Annotated in this window: 14 protein-coding genes; 3 read left to right on the top strand and 11 right to left on the bottom strand. The window is 61.7% G+C overall.

Going from position 1 to position 19,521, the window contains the following annotated elements; genetic code table 11:
* Positions 1 to 82: 82 nt before the first annotated feature.
* Positions 83 to 1,495 (bottom strand): FAD-linked oxidase C-terminal domain-containing protein, encoded by a 1,413-nt coding sequence (locus Tal182_RS15530; RefSeq protein WP_085860016.1) that lies wholly within the window; start codon positions 1,493 to 1,495, stop codon positions 83 to 85.
* A 263-nt stretch (positions 1,496 to 1,758) separates the two neighbouring features.
* Positions 1,759 to 2,793, bottom strand: a complete 1,035-nt coding sequence (locus Tal182_RS15535; RefSeq protein WP_085860017.1) for an aldo/keto reductase — start codon at positions 2,791 to 2,793, stop codon at positions 1,759 to 1,761.
* A 92-nt stretch (positions 2,794 to 2,885) separates the two neighbouring features.
* Here Tal182_RS15535 and Tal182_RS15540 point away from each other — a divergent pair, with 92 nt between their 5' ends.
* Together Tal182_RS15540 and Tal182_RS15545 are read left to right on the top strand one after the other, a co-directional pair.
* On the top strand, positions 2,886 to 3,788 hold the full coding sequence (locus Tal182_RS15540; protein ID WP_085860018.1) for a LysR family transcriptional regulator: 903 nt from the start codon (positions 2,886 to 2,888) through the stop codon (positions 3,786 to 3,788).
* 205 nt (positions 3,789 to 3,993) lie between these two features.
* Complete coding sequence (locus Tal182_RS15545; RefSeq protein ID WP_085860019.1) at positions 3,994 to 5,088, top strand: AbrB family transcriptional regulator; 1,095 nt, start codon at positions 3,994 to 3,996, stop codon at positions 5,086 to 5,088.
* On the opposite strand, the gene Tal182_RS15550 is transcribed toward Tal182_RS15545, so the two are convergent.
* Positions 5,048 to 5,962 carry an AraC family transcriptional regulator gene (locus Tal182_RS15550; protein WP_085860020.1) on the bottom strand — a complete coding sequence of 305 codons (915 nt, stop codon included), beginning with the start codon at positions 5,960 to 5,962 and terminating at the stop codon, positions 5,048 to 5,050. The two genes, Tal182_RS15545 and Tal182_RS15550, sit on opposite strands and share 41 nt — an antisense overlap.
* Before the next feature lie 32 nt (positions 5,963 to 5,994).
* Here Tal182_RS15550 and Tal182_RS15555 point away from each other — a divergent pair, with 32 nt between their 5' ends.
* A complete protein-coding gene (locus Tal182_RS15555; RefSeq protein WP_085860021.1) occupies positions 5,995 to 6,402 on the top strand; it encodes a DUF2000 family protein in 408 nt (135 codons plus the stop codon).
* Positions 6,403 to 6,470: 68 nt separating this feature from the next.
* Here Tal182_RS15555 and Tal182_RS15560 read toward each other — a convergent pair whose 3' ends face one another.
* From Tal182_RS15560 to Tal182_RS15595, 8 genes are all read right to left on the bottom strand, one after another.
* Positions 6,471 to 7,136 (bottom strand): OmpA family protein, encoded by a 666-nt coding sequence (locus tag Tal182_RS15560; protein ID WP_011426055.1) that lies wholly within the window; start codon positions 7,134 to 7,136, stop codon positions 6,471 to 6,473.
* A gap of 235 nt (positions 7,137 to 7,371) precedes the next feature.
* Entirely contained in the window at positions 7,372 to 8,370 is a 999-nt protein-coding gene (locus Tal182_RS15565) for a flagellin (RefSeq protein ID WP_064810799.1), read from the bottom strand.
* A gap of 273 nt (positions 8,371 to 8,643) precedes the next feature.
* Positions 8,644 to 11,799 (bottom strand): efflux RND transporter permease subunit, encoded by a 3,156-nt coding sequence (locus Tal182_RS15570; RefSeq protein ID WP_085860022.1) that lies wholly within the window; start codon positions 11,797 to 11,799, stop codon positions 8,644 to 8,646.
* Positions 11,796 to 13,004, bottom strand: coding sequence for an efflux RND transporter periplasmic adaptor subunit (locus Tal182_RS15575; RefSeq protein WP_085860023.1), 1,209 nt, complete (start codon positions 13,002 to 13,004; stop codon positions 11,796 to 11,798). Before Tal182_RS15575 ends, Tal182_RS15570 begins: the two co-directional genes overlap by 4 nt.
* Positions 13,005 to 13,270: 266 nt before the next feature.
* The gene (locus tag Tal182_RS15580; protein WP_064810802.1) at positions 13,271 to 14,185 is read right to left on the bottom strand and encodes an adenylate/guanylate cyclase domain-containing protein; all 915 of its coding nucleotides are present in this window, start codon (positions 14,183 to 14,185) and stop codon (positions 13,271 to 13,273) included.
* A gap of 203 nt (positions 14,186 to 14,388) precedes the next feature.
* Complete coding sequence (locus tag Tal182_RS15585) at positions 14,389 to 15,939, bottom strand: SpoVR family protein (protein WP_064810803.1); 1,551 nt, start codon at positions 15,937 to 15,939, stop codon at positions 14,389 to 14,391.
* Positions 15,936 to 17,210, bottom strand: a complete 1,275-nt coding sequence (locus Tal182_RS15590; RefSeq protein WP_085860024.1) for a YeaH/YhbH family protein — start codon at positions 17,208 to 17,210, stop codon at positions 15,936 to 15,938. The genes Tal182_RS15585 and Tal182_RS15590 overlap by 4 nt, the downstream gene beginning before the upstream one ends.
* Before the next feature lie 12 nt (positions 17,211 to 17,222).
* The gene (locus tag Tal182_RS15595; RefSeq protein ID WP_064803761.1) at positions 17,223 to 19,166 is read right to left on the bottom strand and encodes a PrkA family serine protein kinase; all 1,944 of its coding nucleotides are present in this window, start codon (positions 19,164 to 19,166) and stop codon (positions 17,223 to 17,225) included.
* Positions 19,167 to 19,521: the final 355 nt, after the last annotated feature.

Below are 19,521 nucleotides of genomic sequence, written 5' to 3' on the forward strand. Positions count from 1 at the left end.
CGACACTGTTCAGGGTTCTATTGTCGACACTAACGCTATTCATGCGATGGGCAAGGCCCAAGTTCATGAGAATATTCCGTTTTCAGCCTTGATGGAAAATCTTGCCGGGATTGAAGATACCGTCCGGATCGAGCGCCTGCTTCACCTGTCGCATCAGATCCACCGAGCCTCCGAGCTCCTGCTCCAGAAAGGCCATCTTGCCTTGCCCGATCCCGTGCTCGCCGGTGCATGTTCCGTCCATATCGAGTGCCCGGCGGTTGAGCCGCTCAACGAAGCCCTCGGCCCTGGCGATGTCTCCGGCGCTTTTATCGTCGAACAGCAGCAGCACATGGAAGTTCCCGTCGCCGGCATGGCCGACGATAGGGCCGAGCAGCCCATGTTCCTCGATATCCGCCTGCGTTTCGGAAACGCAATCGGCAAGCCTCGATATCGGAACACAAACATCAGTCGAAAGTGCGGCAAGCCCCGGCGCCAGCGCCCTCGCGGACCAGTAGGCGTCATGACGCGCCTTCCAGAGCTTCGTCCGCTCCTCGGCATTTGCGGTCCAAAGAAACTCGCCCCCGCCGCATTCAGCCGCGATCTCAGCGAAGGCTGCCGATTGCAGCGGCACGGTCTCGTCTGTGCCGTGGAATTCGAGGAAAAGCGTCGGGCTTTCGGCATAAGACAACCCGGAATAGGCGTTGCACGCCCGCATCTGCACAGCATCGAGCAGCTCGATACGCGCCACCGGAATGCCCATCTGGATCGTCATGATAACGGCATCGCAGGCCGCCTTGATGCTCGGAAAGGCGCAGACGCCGCCGGCTATCTTCTGCGGGATTGCCTGCAGGCGCAGCGTCACCGAGGTCAATATGCCGAGCGTGCCCTCGGCGCCGACAAAGAGCCGCGTCAGGTCATAGCCGGCCGAAGACTTGCGGGCGCGCCGCGCCGTGCGGATCTCCTCACCGTTGGCGGTGACTGCCGTGACGGCAAGCACATTGTCCTTCATCGTGCCGTAGCGCACTGCATTGGTGCCGGAGGCCCGCGTCGACGCCATACCGCCGATCGAGGCATTGGCGCCGGGATCGATCGGAAAGAACAGGCCGGTATCGCGCAGATGGATGTTCAGCGCCTCGCGGGTGATCCCGGGTTCGACCGTGCAGTCGAGATCCTCCGGATTGACCTCAAGCACCCTGTTCATGCGGCTGAAATCGATCGAAATACCGCCGTTGACGGCATTGACCTGACCTTCCAGCGAGGAGCCGGTGCCGAAACCGATCACCGGCACCCTGTGCGCTGCACAGGCCCTGACCGCCATCTTCACATCATCGGCGTTTTCGGCAAAGAGAACGCCGTCGGGCAGTTGCGACGGAATATAGGTGGTCGTATGGGCGTGCTGTTCACGGAAGGACTGGCCGGTCTGGAAACGCTCGCCGAAGCTCTGTTTGAGAATACCGAGCACGGCGGATATCCCCGCCTCGTTGCGTGTTCCAGCCTTTGCGTCCTTCAGCGCCATCCCTTTGATCTCCCTGCCATTCCGCGTAGACGAGACCGCGTCCCGCAGACTACTGCGCCGCACGTCCGTTCAGACGTACATGGACGCTGTAGAACTTTAAAATTGCTGCATAATTTCGTCTTATATCGATTCCGATTTAAGGAGATATGCAGCAGGCTGGGTATGGGGCAAGTCAAAGCGGCTGTCCAGTTAAGATTGAGAAAAGATTTCACTCCCCTTTTGTTGTAGACCAGGGGCCATGGACAGGCCGGCCCGCGGCCGCCTCATACGATCGGGGGATTGAGGAGCGCAAAACCCTGCTGCCGTCGATAAGGGAAATAAGGATAAGGCGCTGTCACCGCGCTGACCGCGTCGAGCCTTTCGATCTGATCCTTCGACAGGCTCCAGTCGGCCGCGGCAAGGTTCTGCCTGAGCTGATCCTCGTTGCGGGCGCCAATGATGACGCTCGATACCGTCGGCCGGCCGAGCAGCCAGTTTATCGCGATCTGCGCCACAGTCTTGCCGGTCTCCGCTGCGATCGAATTCAGCACCTCGATGACGTCGAACAGCCTCTCATCGTCGACAGGTGGGCCGTATTGGGCTGTCTCGTGCAGGCGGCTTGCGGCCGGCAGCGGCTCACCGCGGCGGATCTTGCCGGTGAGCCGCCCCCAGGCGAGCGGGCTCCAGACGAGCGCGCCGACGCCCTGGTCGGCGCCGAGCGGCATCAGCTCCCATTCGTAGTCGCGCCCCGCCAGCGAATAATAGACCTGATGGGCGACATAACGCGGATAACCCCAGCGCTCGGCCGCGGCGAGCGATTTCATCAACTCCCAGCCGGAAAAATTCGAGACGCCGACATAACGGATCTTGCCTGCGGCGACGAGGCCGTCGAGGGTCGACAGCACCTCCTCGACCGGCGTCGAGGCATCGAAGGCGTGAAGCTGCAAGAGGTCGATATAATCGGTGCCGAGCCGGCGCAGCGCATCCTCGGTCGCGCGGATCAGCCGCGCCCGCGAGGTGCCCCAGTCCTGCGGCCCCTCGCCCATCGGCAGCGCGGTCTTGGTCGAAATCAGCACGGCATCCCGCCGGCCGCGGATCGCCTGGCCGAGCACCTCCTCGGAAGCGCCGGCCGAATAAACATCGGCCGTATCGAAGAGATTGACGCCGGCTTCGAGGCAGATGTCGACGAGCCGCCGCGCCTCTTCGGCATCGGTATTGCCCCAGGCGCCGAAAAGCGGGCCGCTGCCGCCGAACGTGCCCGCGCCGAAGCTCAAAACCGGCACCCTGAGGCCGGATGCGCCGAGATTTCGATATTTCATGATCTGTCTCCTGGGTTTCCTCTGAGATAGACCAGGTCCCTCCGTTGATATAGATTGCCTGACAGAATAGCATCTGTGACTTGAATTCATCAATGAGCCGTCAGGACATCAACCGCTCGGGCGAAATGGAAGTCTTCGTCAGCGTCGTCGAGCGCGGCGGTTTTTCCGCAGCCGCCACGGCGCGACGCATGACGCCGTCGGCCGTCAGCAAGCTCGTCGCCCGGCTGGAGGCGCGCCTCGGCGCCCGCCTCGTCAACCGCTCGACCCGTAAGCTGCAGCTGACGCCGGAGGGCTGCGCCTTTTATGAGCGCAGCATCGCCATCCTTGCCGATATTGCCGAGGCCGAACGCCAGGCTTCCTCGGGCGAACAGGCCTCGGGCCGCATCCGCATCAACACCAGCGCCTCCTTCGGTAATCATGTGCTGGCGCCGCTCGTGCCCGCCTTCATGGCGCTTCATCCCGGCGTGACGCTCGATATCACCCACACCGACAGGATTGTCGACCTGATGGAAGAGCGCGCCGACGTGGCGATCCGCACCGGCCCCCTGAAGAACTCCAGCCTGATCGCCCGCAAGCTCGGCGCCACCGGCAAGCTCATCGTCGCCTCGCCCGATTATCTCAGGCATCATGGCGAACCGCGCAGCGTCGCCGACCTCAGCCGCCATTGCCGCATCGGCTTTTCCTACGCCCGCGCCGTGGAGGGCTGGCCACTCAGCGAGAACGGCGAGACCGTGTCGGTGCCGATCACGCCAGGCTTGCAGGTTGGAGACGGCGAAGCCATGCGCCATCTCGCGCTCTCCGGCGCCGGTCTTGCGCGCCTGGCCGCCTTCACCGTCGGCGCCGATATCGAAGCCGGCCGGCTGGTGCCGGTGCTGGAAGCGGCCAATCCCGGCGATATCGAGCAATTCTATGCCGTCTACATGGGCCAGGGCGGACCGCTGCCGGCGCGCGTGCGCGCCCTGCTCGATTTCCTCGTCGGGCATGTTCGACTCTGATGAGATAACAAGGACTTGAGGCGGCGGCTTGAATCAAATTCGCATACTGCGTCACCGGAAGCCAGATTTCGCAATTGACCGCCCTCGCAGCCCCCGCCTATACCGAGGCCGCGCCGACCGGTTCTTGAGCCGGCCTCTCTTCGTCATGCCGGAGCTTCCTCCCACCCTCACCCTCAGGACTTGGCACCGGCCGGGAAACGGATTCATGCCACTCAACCACGCACGCCGCCTGCTGCGGGATGCCGGCCTGCCGAAATGGGCGCTGCTGCTCACGCTTTCCACGGCCTTCACCGTCTTTCTCGAACTCTTCGCCCTGCCCGCCTCGCTGCTGATCGGACCGATGGTTGCCGCCATCGCGCTGGCGCTGACCGTCGGCAAGGGAAAGCTTCGCGTGCCGCTTCTGCCGCTGCAGTTCGGTCAGGTCCTCGTCGGTCTGATGATGGCGCGCACCATCACCCCTGATATTCTCGGCGCCATGGCGAAGGACGCGCCGCTCTTCCTGCTGTTCGTCTTCTCGGTCATCGCCATCGCCACCGGCCTCGGCTGGCTCCTGACGCGCTGGCAGGTGCTGCCGGGAACGACCGCCGTCTGGGGCTCGTCGCCGGGTGCGGCCTCCGCCATGGTCATCATGTCGGAAGCCTATGGCGCCGATGCCCGCCTCGTCGCCTTTATGCAATATCTGCGCGTCGTCTTCGTCGCCGTCGGCGCTTCGGTGATTTCGCGCCTCTGGGTGGCGGCCGACGGCGGCGAGCCGCCGCCGCTCGTCCTCTTCCCCGCAGTCGACTGGCCGGCCCTTGCGGCGACGCTCGCCTTTGCCGGCTTTTGCGCCTATGGCGTACGCCGCCTGCGCATCCAGGGCGGAATGATCATCGTTCCGCTCTTTCTCGGCGCCTTCCTGCAGGGCGTGGGCCTCCTGAAGATCGAGCTGCCGATGTGGCTGCTCGCCACCGCCTATGCGCTCGTCGGCTGGAGCATCGGCCTGCGTTTCACCCGCTCGATCATCAGCCATGTGGCGCGCGCTCTGCCGCGGGTCGCCGCCTGCATCATGCTGCTGATGGCGCTCTGCGGCTGCATGGCAGCGGCACTGCACGTCTTCGCCGGCATCGATCCGCTGACGGCCTATCTCGCCACCAGCCCCGGCGGCGCCGATTCCGTCGCCATCATCGCCGCGTCAAGCGATGTCGACGTGCCGTTCGTGATGGCGATGCAGACCGGCCGTTTCCTGGTCATTCTGCTGATCGGGCCGGCGCTTGCCCGCTTTATCGCGCGCCGTTCCGGCCTTGCGGAAAACCCCGCCTAAGCATTGTCCACTGCCCGGGTGTAACGCCATAGGCTTTCTTGAAATGACGGTTGAAATGCGCTTGGTCGGCAAAGCCCGTCTCAGCCGCCACATCGGCGAAATTTTCGCCTTCGTCCATCAGCGCCTTCGCCTGCTGCAGGCGCCGCATCAGCATGTACCGGTGCGGGCTGGTGGCAAGGGCCGCGCGGAAATGTCGTGATAACGTGAAGCGGTCGAGGCCGGTGATTTTCTCCAGCTCGCCCGAGCGCACAGGCCGCAGCGCATGCGCCTCCAGGTAGTCGCGCGCTGCCCGCACCTGCTGCCAGGCGACCGTGCCCAGTGGCCGGCGGCGCACCTGCGAATGCCGCGACAGGCCGCCGGCAACGCGGCTGACGAAATCGCCGACGAAAAGCTCGTCCAGCTCCCGATCGAGTTCGCCGAGCGCTCCCAGAAGCACCTTCGCCAGGGCTCCGTCGCCGATGACCGGCTCCTCGACGAAGGGGAGCCCGATCTTCTCCGCCTCCAGGCATTCCATCAGCAGCGAAGGCTCCAGGTAGAGCATGCGGTAGTGCAGCCCGGCCTCCGTCGCCGCCCCGCCGTCATGCTCCTCGTCCGGATGCAAAACGATCACCTGCCCCGGCAGGCTGAAGCGCCGCTCGCCGCGATAGGTGAAGGTCTGGACGCCGTGCAGTGTCACGCCGAGCGCATAGGTATCGTGCCGGTGCGGTTCGAAGACATTACCGGAAAATTGCGCCTCGATACGCTCGATGCCGGGAAAGGCGGGCGCAGTCAGGATGCCGCTACCGGCGGGCGCGGCCAGCGTGCCGCTGCCCCCCTGCGGCTCGCACAAACGTTCAAGACCTTCGAAGACCTGCGGCGTTAAATTCTGGCTCAACGCGTTTCGATACCCTGATGAGAGAGACTGGAATGTTTGATACCAAAATTGCGATCGTCCTGCGAAACAATCTTGCCGGCTGGCAGAAGCTGAACGTCACAGCCTTCCTGTCGACAGGCATCGCCGGGCAGTATCCCGAAATCATCGGCGAGCCCTACAAGGACCGGGCCGGCAATCTCTACAACCCGCTGTCGATCCAGCCAATTATCGTGCTGTCCGCCGACGAAGCGACAATATCGACCATCCATCGCCGCGCGCTGGAGCGCGAGGTAACCTCCTCCATCTTCATCGAGGAGATGTTTGCCACCGGCCATGATGCCGCCAACCGCGCCGTCTTCGCCGAATATGCCCCCGACGACGCCAAGGTCGTCGGCATCGCATTGCGCGCCGGCAAGAAGATCGTCGACAAGATCACTAAGGGCGCGACGATGCAGCATTGATGCAATCGGCAGAAACGAAGAAGGCCGGGCGATGGCCCGGCCTTCTGTTGTCTGAAAGAGCGCCTGACTCAGCCCTGCGTGATCGGCGCGATCTGGATCTCGACGCGGCGGTTCTGCGCGCGGCCGGCCTCGGAGGCGTTGGAGGCGACGGGCTGGGACGGGCCGAAGCCGACGGCGGAGACGCGGCGCTGGTCGATGCCCTGGCCGCCGAGATAGTCGGCAACCGACAGCGCGCGGCGCTGCGACAGGTCCTGGTTATGCTGCAGGCTGCCTGTCGAATCCGTATGGCCGTTGACGTCGATCAGCGTGCGGTTGAACTTGCGCAGCACGATCGCCACCGAATTCAGCGTCGGATAGAAGCCCGGCTTCACGGCATCCTGGTCGACATCGAAGGTGATGTTCGAGGGCATGTTGAGGATGATGTTGTCGCCATTGCGGGTCACCGAAATACCGGTGCCTTCGAGCTGAGCGCGAAGCTCGGCTTCCTGCTGGTCCATGTAGTTGCCGATCGCGCCGCCGGCCAGCGCGCCGATACCGGCGCCGATCAGCGCTGCGTTGCGCTTGCCATGCCCGCCGCCGCCGACGGCCACGCCGACGAGGGCGCCGCCGAGCGCGCCGAGCGCAGCACCGCCTGCCGTATTGGAAACCTTCTGCTCACCCGTATAGGGATCGGTCGTCGTGCAGGCGCTGAGATAGCTTGCTGCGACAGCCAGAAGTACGAATTTCTTGATCATGGACAGGACGGTCTCCGTTCAAAACTGATGCGAGCAAATGGCAAGGATTACGGCAAGAAAATGAAGATGTTCTCTTGATAGGCGAATTTCAGGCGCCGAAACAGCAGCCATGTTGCAGCAATGCGCTGATATCACCAGTTTTAACGGCAGGCTCGACCACGTTGACAGTGGCCGAGGCGCGCAGCCGCAGGGCGGAGCCTCGAAGGTCGGGGCGGATGGCTGGGTGGTCGCCCCCTTAGAAATTCTGGAACAGCTGTCTGACCGTATCGTAAGTTGCGTTGGCGATGTTCAGCGATTGCAGGCCGAGCTGCTGCTGCGTCTGCAGCGCCCTGAGCCTGCTCGACTCCTCCTCCATATCGGCATCGACGAGCCGGCCGATGCCGGCGGTGATGTTGTCGTGCAGCTGGGTGGCGAAGTCGTTCTGCAGCTCGATGCGTTTTTCCAGCGCGCCGAAGGCCGAACCGACCGTCGTCAACTGCGTCAGCGCGGCATCGACGACACTGATCATCTCACCGATCTGCCCTTGCGTCGTCGCGGCCGACAGCGAAATGACGACCTGGCCGGCGGTGGTGCCATTTTTGCTGGTCATCAGCACGTAGTTCTGCGCGGTCCCAAGCTCGGTGGCGAAATAGGCCGAGGTCAGCACGCCGTATTCGCCCGAGCCGGTGGCGCGATCGTCGATCAGATAGCGCGCATCCTTGGAGCTCGTGGCCCCGACAGGCGTATTGTCGATATGGTAGCTCAGCATGCCGATGGAGACCGTGCCGTCGGCATTGCGGATGAAGGACGCCGGGATCTGGCGCGGCTGCGTCGGCGTCGCATCATTGTTGAGGATCACCCAGTTGTCGCTGTTGAAGGTCGCCGATTCCGAAACGCTGCGCAGCTGCTCCTGCAGCTGCTTGAGTTCTTCGTTGATCTTGTTCTTGTCGACCCCGTTCTCGGTGGCGGCGACAAGCTTGGCCTTGATCTCGGAGACGACGTCGATGACGTTCTGCACACCGGTATAGGCCGTGCCCATCGTCGCAGCCGCCATGCCGAGCGCATCCTGGATCGCCGAAACGGCCTTGTTGTCGGTGCGTGCGGTAGTGGCGATCGACCAATAGACGGCGTTGTCGGCCGCTTTGCCGACACGCATGCCCGTCGTGATGTGGTTTTGCGTGACCGTCATATTGCGATTGATATCGCGCAGCACATGGAGCGCCGCATCAACGGAGACGCGCTGATAAATACTCACGGGAACTAAACTCCAAAAAAACGCAACAGAACGCAACTGGACTACGAATGAACCATCCACGCAGACACTCATGTCCGGGGGCGCTGGATCCAGCGCATTGCGGCCTTCGAGAAACAGAGAAGACCAGTCGGTTCCTGATCACGATCATTGCCGCTTATGCTTAATAAACGGCTAAACTTCAGACGAAATTTATCTTGTTCCGCAAGACTTGATATACCATAAAAAACCCCGCCAAATGGGAATTTTGCGGGGTGTTTCAGTCGGGATCTAAGCTCATTCTGCAGCTTGCAGCTGTTCCTCGTCGGGTGCTGCGCGCCTACGGGTGGCGACCGCCATCTCCTCGTGAAGGCGTGCTTCCTCATGGGCGTGCGGCTTGGCGAAGCGGGCAAGCAGCAGATAGGCGACCGGCGTGATGAACAACGTCACCAGCGTCGCGAAACCGAGACCGCCGACGATTACCCAGCCGAGTGCCACGCGCGCTTCCGCACCTGCGCCATGGGCAAAGACAAGCGGCACGCCACCGAGGATGGTGGCGATCATCGTCATCATGACGGGGCGAAGGCGCAGCGCGCAGGCCTTCTCGATCGAGGACCGCACGTCCTCACCGCGATCGCGCAGCTGATTGGCGAATTCGACGATCAGGATACCGTTTTTGGCCATGACGCCGACGAGCAGCACTAGGCCGATCTGGCTGTAGATATTGAGACTGGAGCCCGTGATGATGAGCGCGAAGACGGCGCAGGCAAGGCCGAGCGGCACCGTCGACATGATGATCAGCGAGGACAGCACGCTTTCGAACTGGGCGGCCAGCACCAGGAAGATGATGACGATGGCAAAGCCGAAGGTCAGCGCCATGCCGTTCGAATTCTCTTCCAACGTCGCCGCTTCCGCAAGCGGCAGCAGACGGGAGCCCGGCGGCAAGATCGGCTCGGCGAGCGCGGTCACCTGTTTGACCGCATCGCCGAGTGACATGCCGTTCTTGAGGCCGGCGGTGATCGCGACGGAAGCGAGCTGCTGTTCGCGATTGAGCTGCGGCGCGACCGAACCCTCCTTCATCGAGGCGATGACCGACATCGGCACGATCTTGCCGTCGCCGGTCTTCAGGAACACGTTTTCGAGATCCGTGGGATCGTCGATCGGCCGTGTCGTCGAGGTCAAAAGCACGGGATAGGATTCGCCATCGACAAAGACGTCGACCACTGAACGCCCTTCGAGCAGCGACTGGATCGCCGTCGAAAGCCCGGTGATGTCGATGCCGAGATCCGAGGCGCGCTCGCGGTCGATCGCCACCGATACCTGCGCCTGGCTGGGCTCATTGGTCAGGCGCGGCGTATCATATTGGCCGGTGGCGTCGAGCGCCTGCACCAGCTTGGCGGCCGCTGCCGTCAGCGCCTGGTGATCGTTACCAACAAGCGCCATCTGCACGCCGCTGCCGGCGCCGCGGATGCGCAGGCTGTTGGACGAGATGGCGTTGCCACGCAGCGCCGGCACCTTCGCCGCCGCCTGGTTGATGTCGCCGACGATCTCGGCCTGCGTCCGATGCCGCTCTCCCCAGGGGGCGAGCGTCAGCACCATGAAGCCGCTGTTCAAAGAACCGCCCTGCCCGGAGATCGAAAAGACATTGCGGATGTCGCCGCTGTCGACCAGCGGCTGCAGATATTCCTCGACGAGCTGCATCTTGTCGCGGGTATATTCGAGGCTCGATCCCTGCGGCGTCGTCAGCCGCATCATCACCATCGACCGGTCCTCCTCCGGCGTCAGCTCGCTCTTGACCGTCGAGAAGGCGATCAATGCCGCACCGGCAAACATCACCGAGAAAAGGATGATGACGAAAGGTGCGTTGAGGCAGCCGTGCAGCGCCCATTTGTAGAGGTTGGCAAAAGCCCCGCCGACGCGGCCGAGCGCGCCGTGATCCTCGATCATCGGCTTCGTCAGCATGCGCGAGGCGAGCATCGGGCACAATGTCAGCGCCACGATCGACGACAGCCCGACCGAGAAGGCGAGCACGAAGCCGAACTCGCGGAAGAGGCCGCCGACCTGCCCCGGGAGGAAGGAAAGTGGGATGAAGACGGCCGCCAGCGTCGCCGTCGTGGCGATGACGGCGAAGAACACCTCGCGTGTGCCGAGCACGGCGGCCGCGCGCGGCCCCATACCCTCGGCGCGCCGGCGCACGATGTTTTCGAGCACCACGATCGCGTCGTCGACGACGAGGCCGGTGGCCAGCACGATGGCGAGCAGCGTCAGAATGTTGATCGAGAAGCCGACCATATAGATCGCAGCCAATGTCCCGATCAGCGCCACCGGCATGCTGACCGCCGGAATCAGCGTCGCCCGCCAGTCGCGCAGGAAGAGATAGATGACGGCGGTGACGATGACGGCCGCAAGCACCAGCGCCAGCACCACCTCATGGATCGCGCCCTGAATGAAGACGGCGTCGTCGCTCGTGATGGCGATCGTCGTTCCCTCGGGCAGCGTCTTCGACAGCTGCTCGACGGCGGCCTTGATGCCGGTCGAGATGTTGAGCGTGTTCGACTGCGCCTGGCGGATGATGCCGAGGCCGATGCCGGGCTTGCCGTTCGAGCGCAGCGCCGTTTCGCCGTCGCGGGGTCCGAGCGTCACGGTCGCGACGTCGCCCAACCGGACGCGGTCCTGCAACATCACATTGGAGAAATCCGCCGGCGTCTGCAGGTTGGCGGTGGCGCGCACGACGATATCCTGCGTCGTGCTCTTCAGCGAACCGGCCGGAACGTCGAGCGCGGCATTGTCGAGCGCCTTGGTCAAGTCGCCGATGGTGAGCCCGCGGCTGGCGAGCGCCCCCTGATCGACATCGACGCGGAAGACCTTTTCCTGGTCGCCATATTCCTCGACGTCGGCCACGCCGTCGACGGAGGCGAGGCGATCGATCACCTCGTTTTCGACGAGCTGCGTCAGGTCGTCCATGTTGAGGTTGGTGGAGGTGACGGCGAGGCGCATGATCGCCGAGGAATCCGAATCCGCCTTGACGATCTGCGGCGCATCCGCCTCGTCGGGCAGGTTCTGGGTGATGCGGCCGATCGCATCGCGCACGTCATTGGCGGCGACCGCGAGATCGATCGCATCGGAGAATTCGAGCGTCACCCGGCTCTGGCCGAAGGAAGAGGTCGAGGAGATCGACTTCAGGCCGCTGACGCGGGCGACCGCGCCTTCGATCACCTTGGTCAGTTCCTGGTCGATCGTCTGCGGTGAAGCTCCGTCGAAAGTGGTGCGCACGGTGACGACGGGACGGTCGACATCAGGCAGCTCCCGCACTTCGACGCCGACATAGGCTGCTAGGCCGGCGACGACCATCAGCGTGTTGAACACCAGCGCCAGGATCGGCCGGCGAACGAAAAGCGCGGTGAAGCTCTGCTTACCCGACGCTCGGTCCTGAGGCAATTCGGTCACGCTCATTGGGTCGCGACCTCCCCGTTCGCAGCGACATCGGCGGAAACACGCACTGCCCCGCCCTCACGCACGCGCTGCAGACCCTGCGTTACGATCTTGTCGCCGTCCTTGAGATCGGCCTTGACGAGAATGTAGTCGGGATTGCGCTGCACGATGCTCACCCGCACCTTGTGCGACTTGTCGTCCGTCACCTGCCACACGAAGGACCCTTGCGAATCCCACTGCACGGACTGCGGATCGACCGCCGGATATTTGTCGCCGGGGAATTTCATGCTGACGCTGAAGGACATGCCGGCGCGCAGCTCGTCGGTAGAGTTGTCGATGCGGGCGCGCAGGCGCAGCGTGCGGCTTGCCGCATCGATGCGGTTATCGACCGACTCGATCACGCCGGAAAACACCTGCCCCGGCTTCGCCACCGACATCGCCTCTACCGGCTGGCCGACCTCGACCGTATTCGAAAAACGCTCCGGCACCCAGAAATCGACAAGGATTTCCGAACGGTCGTCCAACGTGACGATCGGCGTTGATGTCGTGACATTGTCGCCGATATTGACCGGCACGATGCCGACGATGCCGTCGATTGGGGCCGTGATGTTGCGCCGGGCGAGATTGAGCTCGGCGGCCTGCAGCTGCAGCCGCGCGCCCTGCTCGGCGATCTCGGAATCGAAAACGTCCATGCGAGACACGCTGGACTTGATGTTGTGATAGAGATTGGACTTCTCGACCGCGGCTTTCACCGCCACATCCGCCTGGCCGCGAGCGATCACCTGCTCCTCGCTGTCGAGCTTGGCGAGAACCTGCCCAGCCTTCACCCTGTCGCCCGACTTGATGAGGATTTCGCGGATCGTCCCCGACGCCTGCGGCGTCACCGCGACGGAACGGATCGCATCGCCTGTACCGATGGCATTCAGCCGGTCGTTGACGACGCCTTGAACGACGGCCTGCGTCGCGACGAGAATGGCACTGTTGCGCCCGCCGCCGCTGCGGCGGTTCTGTCCCTGTCCCTGCCCTTGGCCCCGTTGCCCCTGCGCCCCGGCGGAAGCACCGGCATCGGCGGTTTCAGGAGCTTTAGGCACGATCATCGAAACGAGGCTATCCGGAATGCCTGCATCGCGCATCTTATCGCCGGCGCCGGGCGCAAAGAAAACCCACGCGGCAAAACCGGCAATGATGACGATGAGCGAAAGTATAAACTGCTTCCAAAAGGCCATTCACGTCTCCGGAGGGACTCGAGGTTGGACCAGGGTCGGTCGAAAGAGGCGCTGCGGGATCAAGCTTCCCATCTGATGCGACAATATCGCGCTTTTACAGCTTACCGACAAGCATAAGCACCCGGCATTACCGATTTGTAATATCAGCGAAGAATGGGAATAATCCGGCCGCTCACTTTTGCTTGAATGGAGCTCGCAAAGGTCTTCGATGCTGCCGGTCTATGGACGAAGATCACCAAAACCCATGAAAAATGAGGGGCGGAAATCTATCGGCGCATCGCCCATCGCAGGCCGATCATCGCAGCGATTCCCAGTATTGGCCAAACCGCCCAGAAGGTTCCACTCCAGGTGAGGACGTTGATGCCGATAATACCGAGCGCCGTGATCGCGAGTGTCACCATCCTACGGTCGAAACGCGCCTGGTCACGATTCCAGGCAAGCGCTGCAATGACGATGAGCGCAAGCAGCGGAAAGCGGGCCCAGAAAACTCCGTTCCATGTGAGGAGATTGATGCCGACGAGTACGGCGGCGATGACGCCGAGCACACTGAACAGCCTTCGGCCGTAGCCGGCAGCTGGTCTTGCCTCGGCGGTAACCGGAGCCGCCGGCTGGGGCCGAACGGTGGTGGGTCGTTCCGCAGGCTGCGCCTCCTCGCCTCCGTCGCCGATCTTGACCGCATAGCTCGGCACGCCCTCGTCGACATTCTTCACCGTCAGCGGCCCGAGAAACTCGAAACCAACAGCTACCTTGTTGCGCACCTGATCGTAAACGGTGCTCGATATCACGATGCCGCCGGGGGCGGCCGAGGCCTGCAGCCGCGCGGCGATATTGACACCGTCGCCATAGATGTCACCGCCGTCGACAATGACGTCGCCGAGATTGATGCCGATGCGGAAAAGCATGCGCCCGTCGCTTGGACGGCGGGCATTGAAGCCGGCGAGTTCGTTCTGAGTATCGACAGCGGCGCGCACGGCTTCGACCACACTCGGGAACTCGGCGATCAACCCGTCGCCCCAAGTGTTGACGACACGTCCGCCATGGCTTTCGATCAGGTGTCCCATCGCCTCGCGGCAGCGCTTCAGCGTCGCAAGCGTCCCCTCCTCGTCGGCCCCCATCAGCCGCGTATAGTCCTGCACGTCAGCACAGAAGATCGTCGTCAGCTTCCGCCGCGTTTCACTCATGGTCACTCGCCTTTGCTATCGGCCCCGAAAGGTCGCTGCAAAGCCGGAATTGGGTTGAATGGGGACCAATATGAACGATTGCAGCGGCGGTAAATTACGCAGCCTTTGTATTTGTTGCCATCAATAATTGTCGATCGCCACCGGATGCGGACGAAAGGATGGACGCTTACGACGCGCTTAAGCCCGCGCGCCGAAAAAACCGATCATTGAACAATCTTGCGCGGGCTCGCCGTATGTTCCTTCGCCACGGTGCTCGAGCCGTCGATTTCCTGAAGCAACACGTCGTAGCCCCAGAGATCGGCGAGATGTTGCAGGACGAGCTTCGTGTCACCTTCCTGCAGATAGCAGCCGTTCATGACGATATGCTGCAGCAACAGGCGGCGGTCGCCGGCGAGATCGACATCGACGATATCGATGGCCGGATCGGTCCAGCCGATATCGTATTCGCGGGAGAGCTGCCGGCGAATGCGCAGATAGCCTCGCTCATTGTGAATTGCCGAAACCAGCACACCTTCGGTCTGTTCCGGGTCGTCGTAGAGATGGAATAGCCGCAACCGCCGGATCAGGTTCGGGCTCAGGAACTGGCTGATGAAACTTTCGTCCCGGTAATTTGCCCAAACGTCGCGCAGAACCCCCATCGCGTCGCCTCGTCCCGCAATATCGGGAAACCATGCCCGGTCCTCTTCCGTCGGCTTCGTGACGATCCTCTCGATGTCCTGCATCATCGCAAAACCAAGCGCATAGGGATTGAAACCCGAGAACCGCCGATCGTCGTAGTTTGGCTGGAAGACGACATTGGCGTGCGACTTCAGGAATTCGAGGAAGTTCCCGTCGCTGATCTGCCCCCGCTCGTGAAGCCGGTTCATGATCTGATAATGGACGAAGGTGGCGGTTCCCTCGTTCATCACCTTGGTCTGCCGCTGGGGATGGAAATATTGCGCGACATGGCGGACGATGCGAAGGATCTCGCGCTGCCACGGCTGCAGCCGCGGCGCGGATTTCTCCAGAAAATAGAGGATGTTATCCTGCGGGAGACCGAGCGCGGCCCGGCGCTTTTCCAAACCTATGTCACCCGCCTTCTTCGCCTTGCCAACGGGAACCGTGCGCCACAGGTCGTTGAACATCTGCTCCTCGTGGGCGCGACGCTCCTGTTCCCGCTTCTCCTCCTGGCGAAGGTCGATGGTGGTCTTGCCGGCATATCGATGCACCCCATGCGACATCAGCGCATGCGCCGCATCAAGCGTTCTTTCGACGGCCGTCTCGCCGTAACGCTCTTCGCAGCGGGTGATATAACCCTTGGCGAAATCAAGGTAATCGAGAATTCCCTCGGCATCGGTCCAGAGCTTGAAGAGATAGTTATTCTTGAAGAAGTGATTGTGGCCGAAGGCCGCATGGGCGATGACGAGCGTCTGCATCGTCGCCGTGTTTTCCTCCATCAGATAGGAGATGCAGGGAGAGCTGTTGATGACGATCTCGTAGGCAAGGTCGCGCATCCCGCGGCGGTAGAAGGTTTCATGATGCGCAAAGTGTTTTCCGAAGGACCAATGGCGGTAAAAGAGCGGCATGCCGGTTGAGGAATAGGCATCCAGCATCTGCTCCGAGGTGATGACTTCGATCTGGTTCGGATAGACATCGAGGCCGAGTTCACCGAGCGCGATCTCCTCGCACGCATCATGGACGCGCTGCAGCGTTGCAAAGTCCCAGTCGGCTCCCTCGAACAAGAGCCGCTCTCTTGGCCTCACCGTCATGGTCATGGCGTCACCTTCGGCTGTGCGTCACGTTTCTGGAAGAGATCGTGGAAAACAGGGAATATTTCGCTTCGCCGGCATACCTTGCGCATCGAAAGCGGCAGCGGTTCGGAACGGATCCCGTCATAGAGCATCCAGAGGGGCGATCGCGATACTGAAGAATCGCCGCCTTCCTCGCCGACCTCGATATAGGCGAAATACTGGCACAGCGGCAAAATCTCGCGCAGCAGTTGCCCGGTCAGATTTCCGTCCGAATGGGCATTGTCGCCGTCCGAGGCCTGGGCGCCATAGATATTCCACTCCGCCGGGTCGAAACGCGCCGCGATGATCGCCCGCATGGCGGCAAGCGCGCTCGACACCAGCGTGCCGCCCGTCGCCGGACCGTAGAAGAAGGTTTCCTCGTCGACCTCTTCTGCCCTGTCGGTATGGCGGATGAAGACGATTTCCACTTTCTTGTAGCGTTTCGACAGGAAAAGGTAGAGCAGCAGGTAGAACCGCTTCGCAAGGTCCTTCATGTGCTCCGACATGGAGCCCGAGACGTCCATCAGGCAGAACATCACCGCTTTGGCGACAGGCTTCGGCTCGTTTTCGAAGCGGCGATAGCGCACGTCGAGCGGATCGATATAGGGAATGCGCCGGCTTTTTTCCGTCAGGGATTTGAGTTTTGCCTCAAGCGCCAGACGGGCCTCTTCCTCCTCACATTCCTCGATCTGCCGCTGCAGGGCTTCGATCTCTTCGCGGCGTGGGCGGCCAAGCGCAACGCGGCGCATCATCGCCAGCTTCGTGGTGCGACCGACGGCAATGTTGGCAGGGGATCCCGATACGGAATAACCGGCCCGGAACGGAGTTTCCTCCTCCGTTTCGGCTAGGCGCCGCTTGGCAAGGTCTGGCAATTCAAGGTCATCGAGGAACACATCGAGGAATTCCTCCCGCGTCAGCACGAAGCGAAAGCCGTCCTCACCGTCGCCTTCGCCTGCATCTTTTGGTTTTCCACCCTTCCCACCCGGCGGCCGCGGAATGATGTCGCCTTCGACGAAAGCCCGGTTCCCCGGCAGGATGTGGTCGGCGATGCCGCCTTCGCCCCGTCGAAAGCTTGGTTCGGCCATTCCATCGATCGGCAGGCTGATCTCCCCACCGTCGAGCACGTCTCGAATGTTTCGATTTTGCAGCGAACGTTTCACCGCCTGCTGCACGGCTCCCTTCATGCGTCGAAGGAACCGCTGACGATTTTCCAGACTTTTACCGCGCGGATTTAGCCGCCGGTCGACAATGTGCATAATGGCTCCGCATTAACTTGCCTGTTTGACGCGCATGTACCATTCGACGAGGCGCCGAACCTGCCGTTCCGTGTAACCTCGCGCGGCCATGCGCGAGACGAATTCGCTATGCTTCTTTTCTGTTTCCGAATCCTTCTTCGATCCGAAGGAAATGACCGGCAAGAGATCTTCGACCTGCGAAAACATACGCTTCTCGATGACTTCCCGGATTTTCTCGTAGCTCGTCCATGACGGATTTTTTCCGCCATTGGCCGCCCGCGATCTCAGCGAGAACTTGACGATTTCGTTGCGGAAATCCTTCGGATTGGCGATTCCCGCCGGCTTTTCGATCTTCGTCAGCTCCTGATTGAGGAGCTCGCGGTCGAGAAGCTGACCGGTATCGGGATCCTTGAAGTCCACATCTTCGATCCAGGCGTCGGCATAATCTACATAGCGGTCGAACAGATTCTGTCCGTAGTCCGAATAGGATTCAAGATAGGCCTTCTGAATCTCGTTGCCAATGAACTCTGCGTAGCGTGGCGCAAGATCGGCCTTGATGAATTCCAGATAACGCTTCTCGACATCGTCGGAAAACTGCTCGCGACGGATCGCCTGTTCCAGCACATACATCAGATGGACGGGATCGGCGCCGATATCCGTAGTGTCGTGATTGAAGGTGGAGGCGAGCACTTTGAAGGCGAAGCGGGTCGATATTCCGTCCATGCCTTCGTCGATGCCGGCAGCATCCCGGTATTCCTGGACACTGCGGGCGCGCGGGTCGCTTTCTTTCAGGCTCTCCCCGTCATAGGTGCGCATCTTCGAGAAGAAGGTCGAATTCTCGTGCTTGCGCAGGCGCGAAAGGACGGAGAAACGCGCCAGCATTTCGAGCGTTGCCGGGGCGCATGGCGCGTCCACCAGTTCCGATCCCTCGATCAGCTTTTCGTAGATCTTCTGTTCCTCTGTCACCCTCAGGCAATAGGGAACTTTGATCACGCAGATACGGTCGATGAAAGCCTCATTGTTCTTGTTGGCCTTGAAGGTCTGCCACTCCGCCTCGTTCGAATGCGCAAGGACGATGCCGGAGAAAGGTATGGCGCCGATATTCTCGGAGCCGATATAGTTGCCCTCCTGCGTTGCCGTCAGCAGCGGATGCAGCATCTTGATCGGCGCCTTGAACATCTCGACGAATTCGAGCACGCCCTGATTGGCGCGGTTCAGTCCGCCCGAATAGCTGTAGGCGTCCGGATCGTTCTGAGAATAGGTTTCCAGCTTGCGGATATCCACCTTGCCAACCAACGAGGAGATGTCCTGGTTGTTCTCATCTCCAGGTTCGGTCTTGGCAATTGCGATCTGGCGCAGTCGCGAGGGTTGTATCCTGACGACGCGGAACCGGGAAATGTCGCCTCCGAAATCGTCGAGCCGCTTCAGACACCACGGGCTCATCAATCCGTTCAGACGCCGCAGCGGGATTCCATACTGCTCCTGCAGGAGCGAACCCATCGTCTCCGGGTCGAAGAGGTTGAGCGGGCTTTCGAACACGGGGCTGATCTCGTCACCGGCCTTCAGCACGTAGATCGGATGAACCTCCATCAACTGCTTCAGCCGCTCCGCCAGCGACGACTTGCCGCCGCCGACCGGACCGAGCAGATAAAGAATCTGCTTGCGCTCCTCGAGCCCCTGCGCCGCATGCCGAAAGAAGGAGACGATGCGTTCGATTGTCTCTTCCATGCCGTGAAAACCCGCAAAGGCGGGATAAACCCGGATAGTCCTGTTCATGAAGATTCTGCCGAGGCGGGCGTCCTTGGCAGTGTCCACCATCTGCGGCTCGCCTATTGCAGCCAGCAGGCGCTCGGTCGCGTTCGCATAGGCGATCGGTTCGGTTTTGCAGAGATCGAGATATTCCGAAACCGACATGTCGCTTTCGCGGCGCGCTTCATAACTGCGTGTGAACGCATCGAATACGGATTCACTCAGCATGGGACCTCCATTAAGGTTATGCCGCAGGCTCTAAGCCGTATAACCATCGAGATGGCCACGGCGTTCCTAAGAATCAATAGTTTCGTAGGTATATTCGACGCTGACCGGCCGTTTGTAGCAATGCACAAAATTGTGCATTCACCGGTAATTTTTTTACTCCGCGAAACTGTTTCCCATTGTAGTTGAGAAAAGGGTCATTGGCATATCAGCACATTTAGCGACGTGACATGAATGTCAAAAAGGTGTGCAATGGCGCCGGTGATTCGAGCCGTGGAAATTCGGCAATCGGCCCGCCGGTGAGAGCAAGCCGGCTCTGACAGCAGGGCACCCAGCGCGCTCCCGCAGCATGGGACCG

Origin of the sequence: Rhizobium sp. TAL182 (genome assembly GCF_002117725.1) — a bacterium.
GTDB classification, from domain to species: domain Bacteria; phylum Pseudomonadota; class Alphaproteobacteria; order Rhizobiales; family Rhizobiaceae; genus Rhizobium; species Rhizobium esperanzae.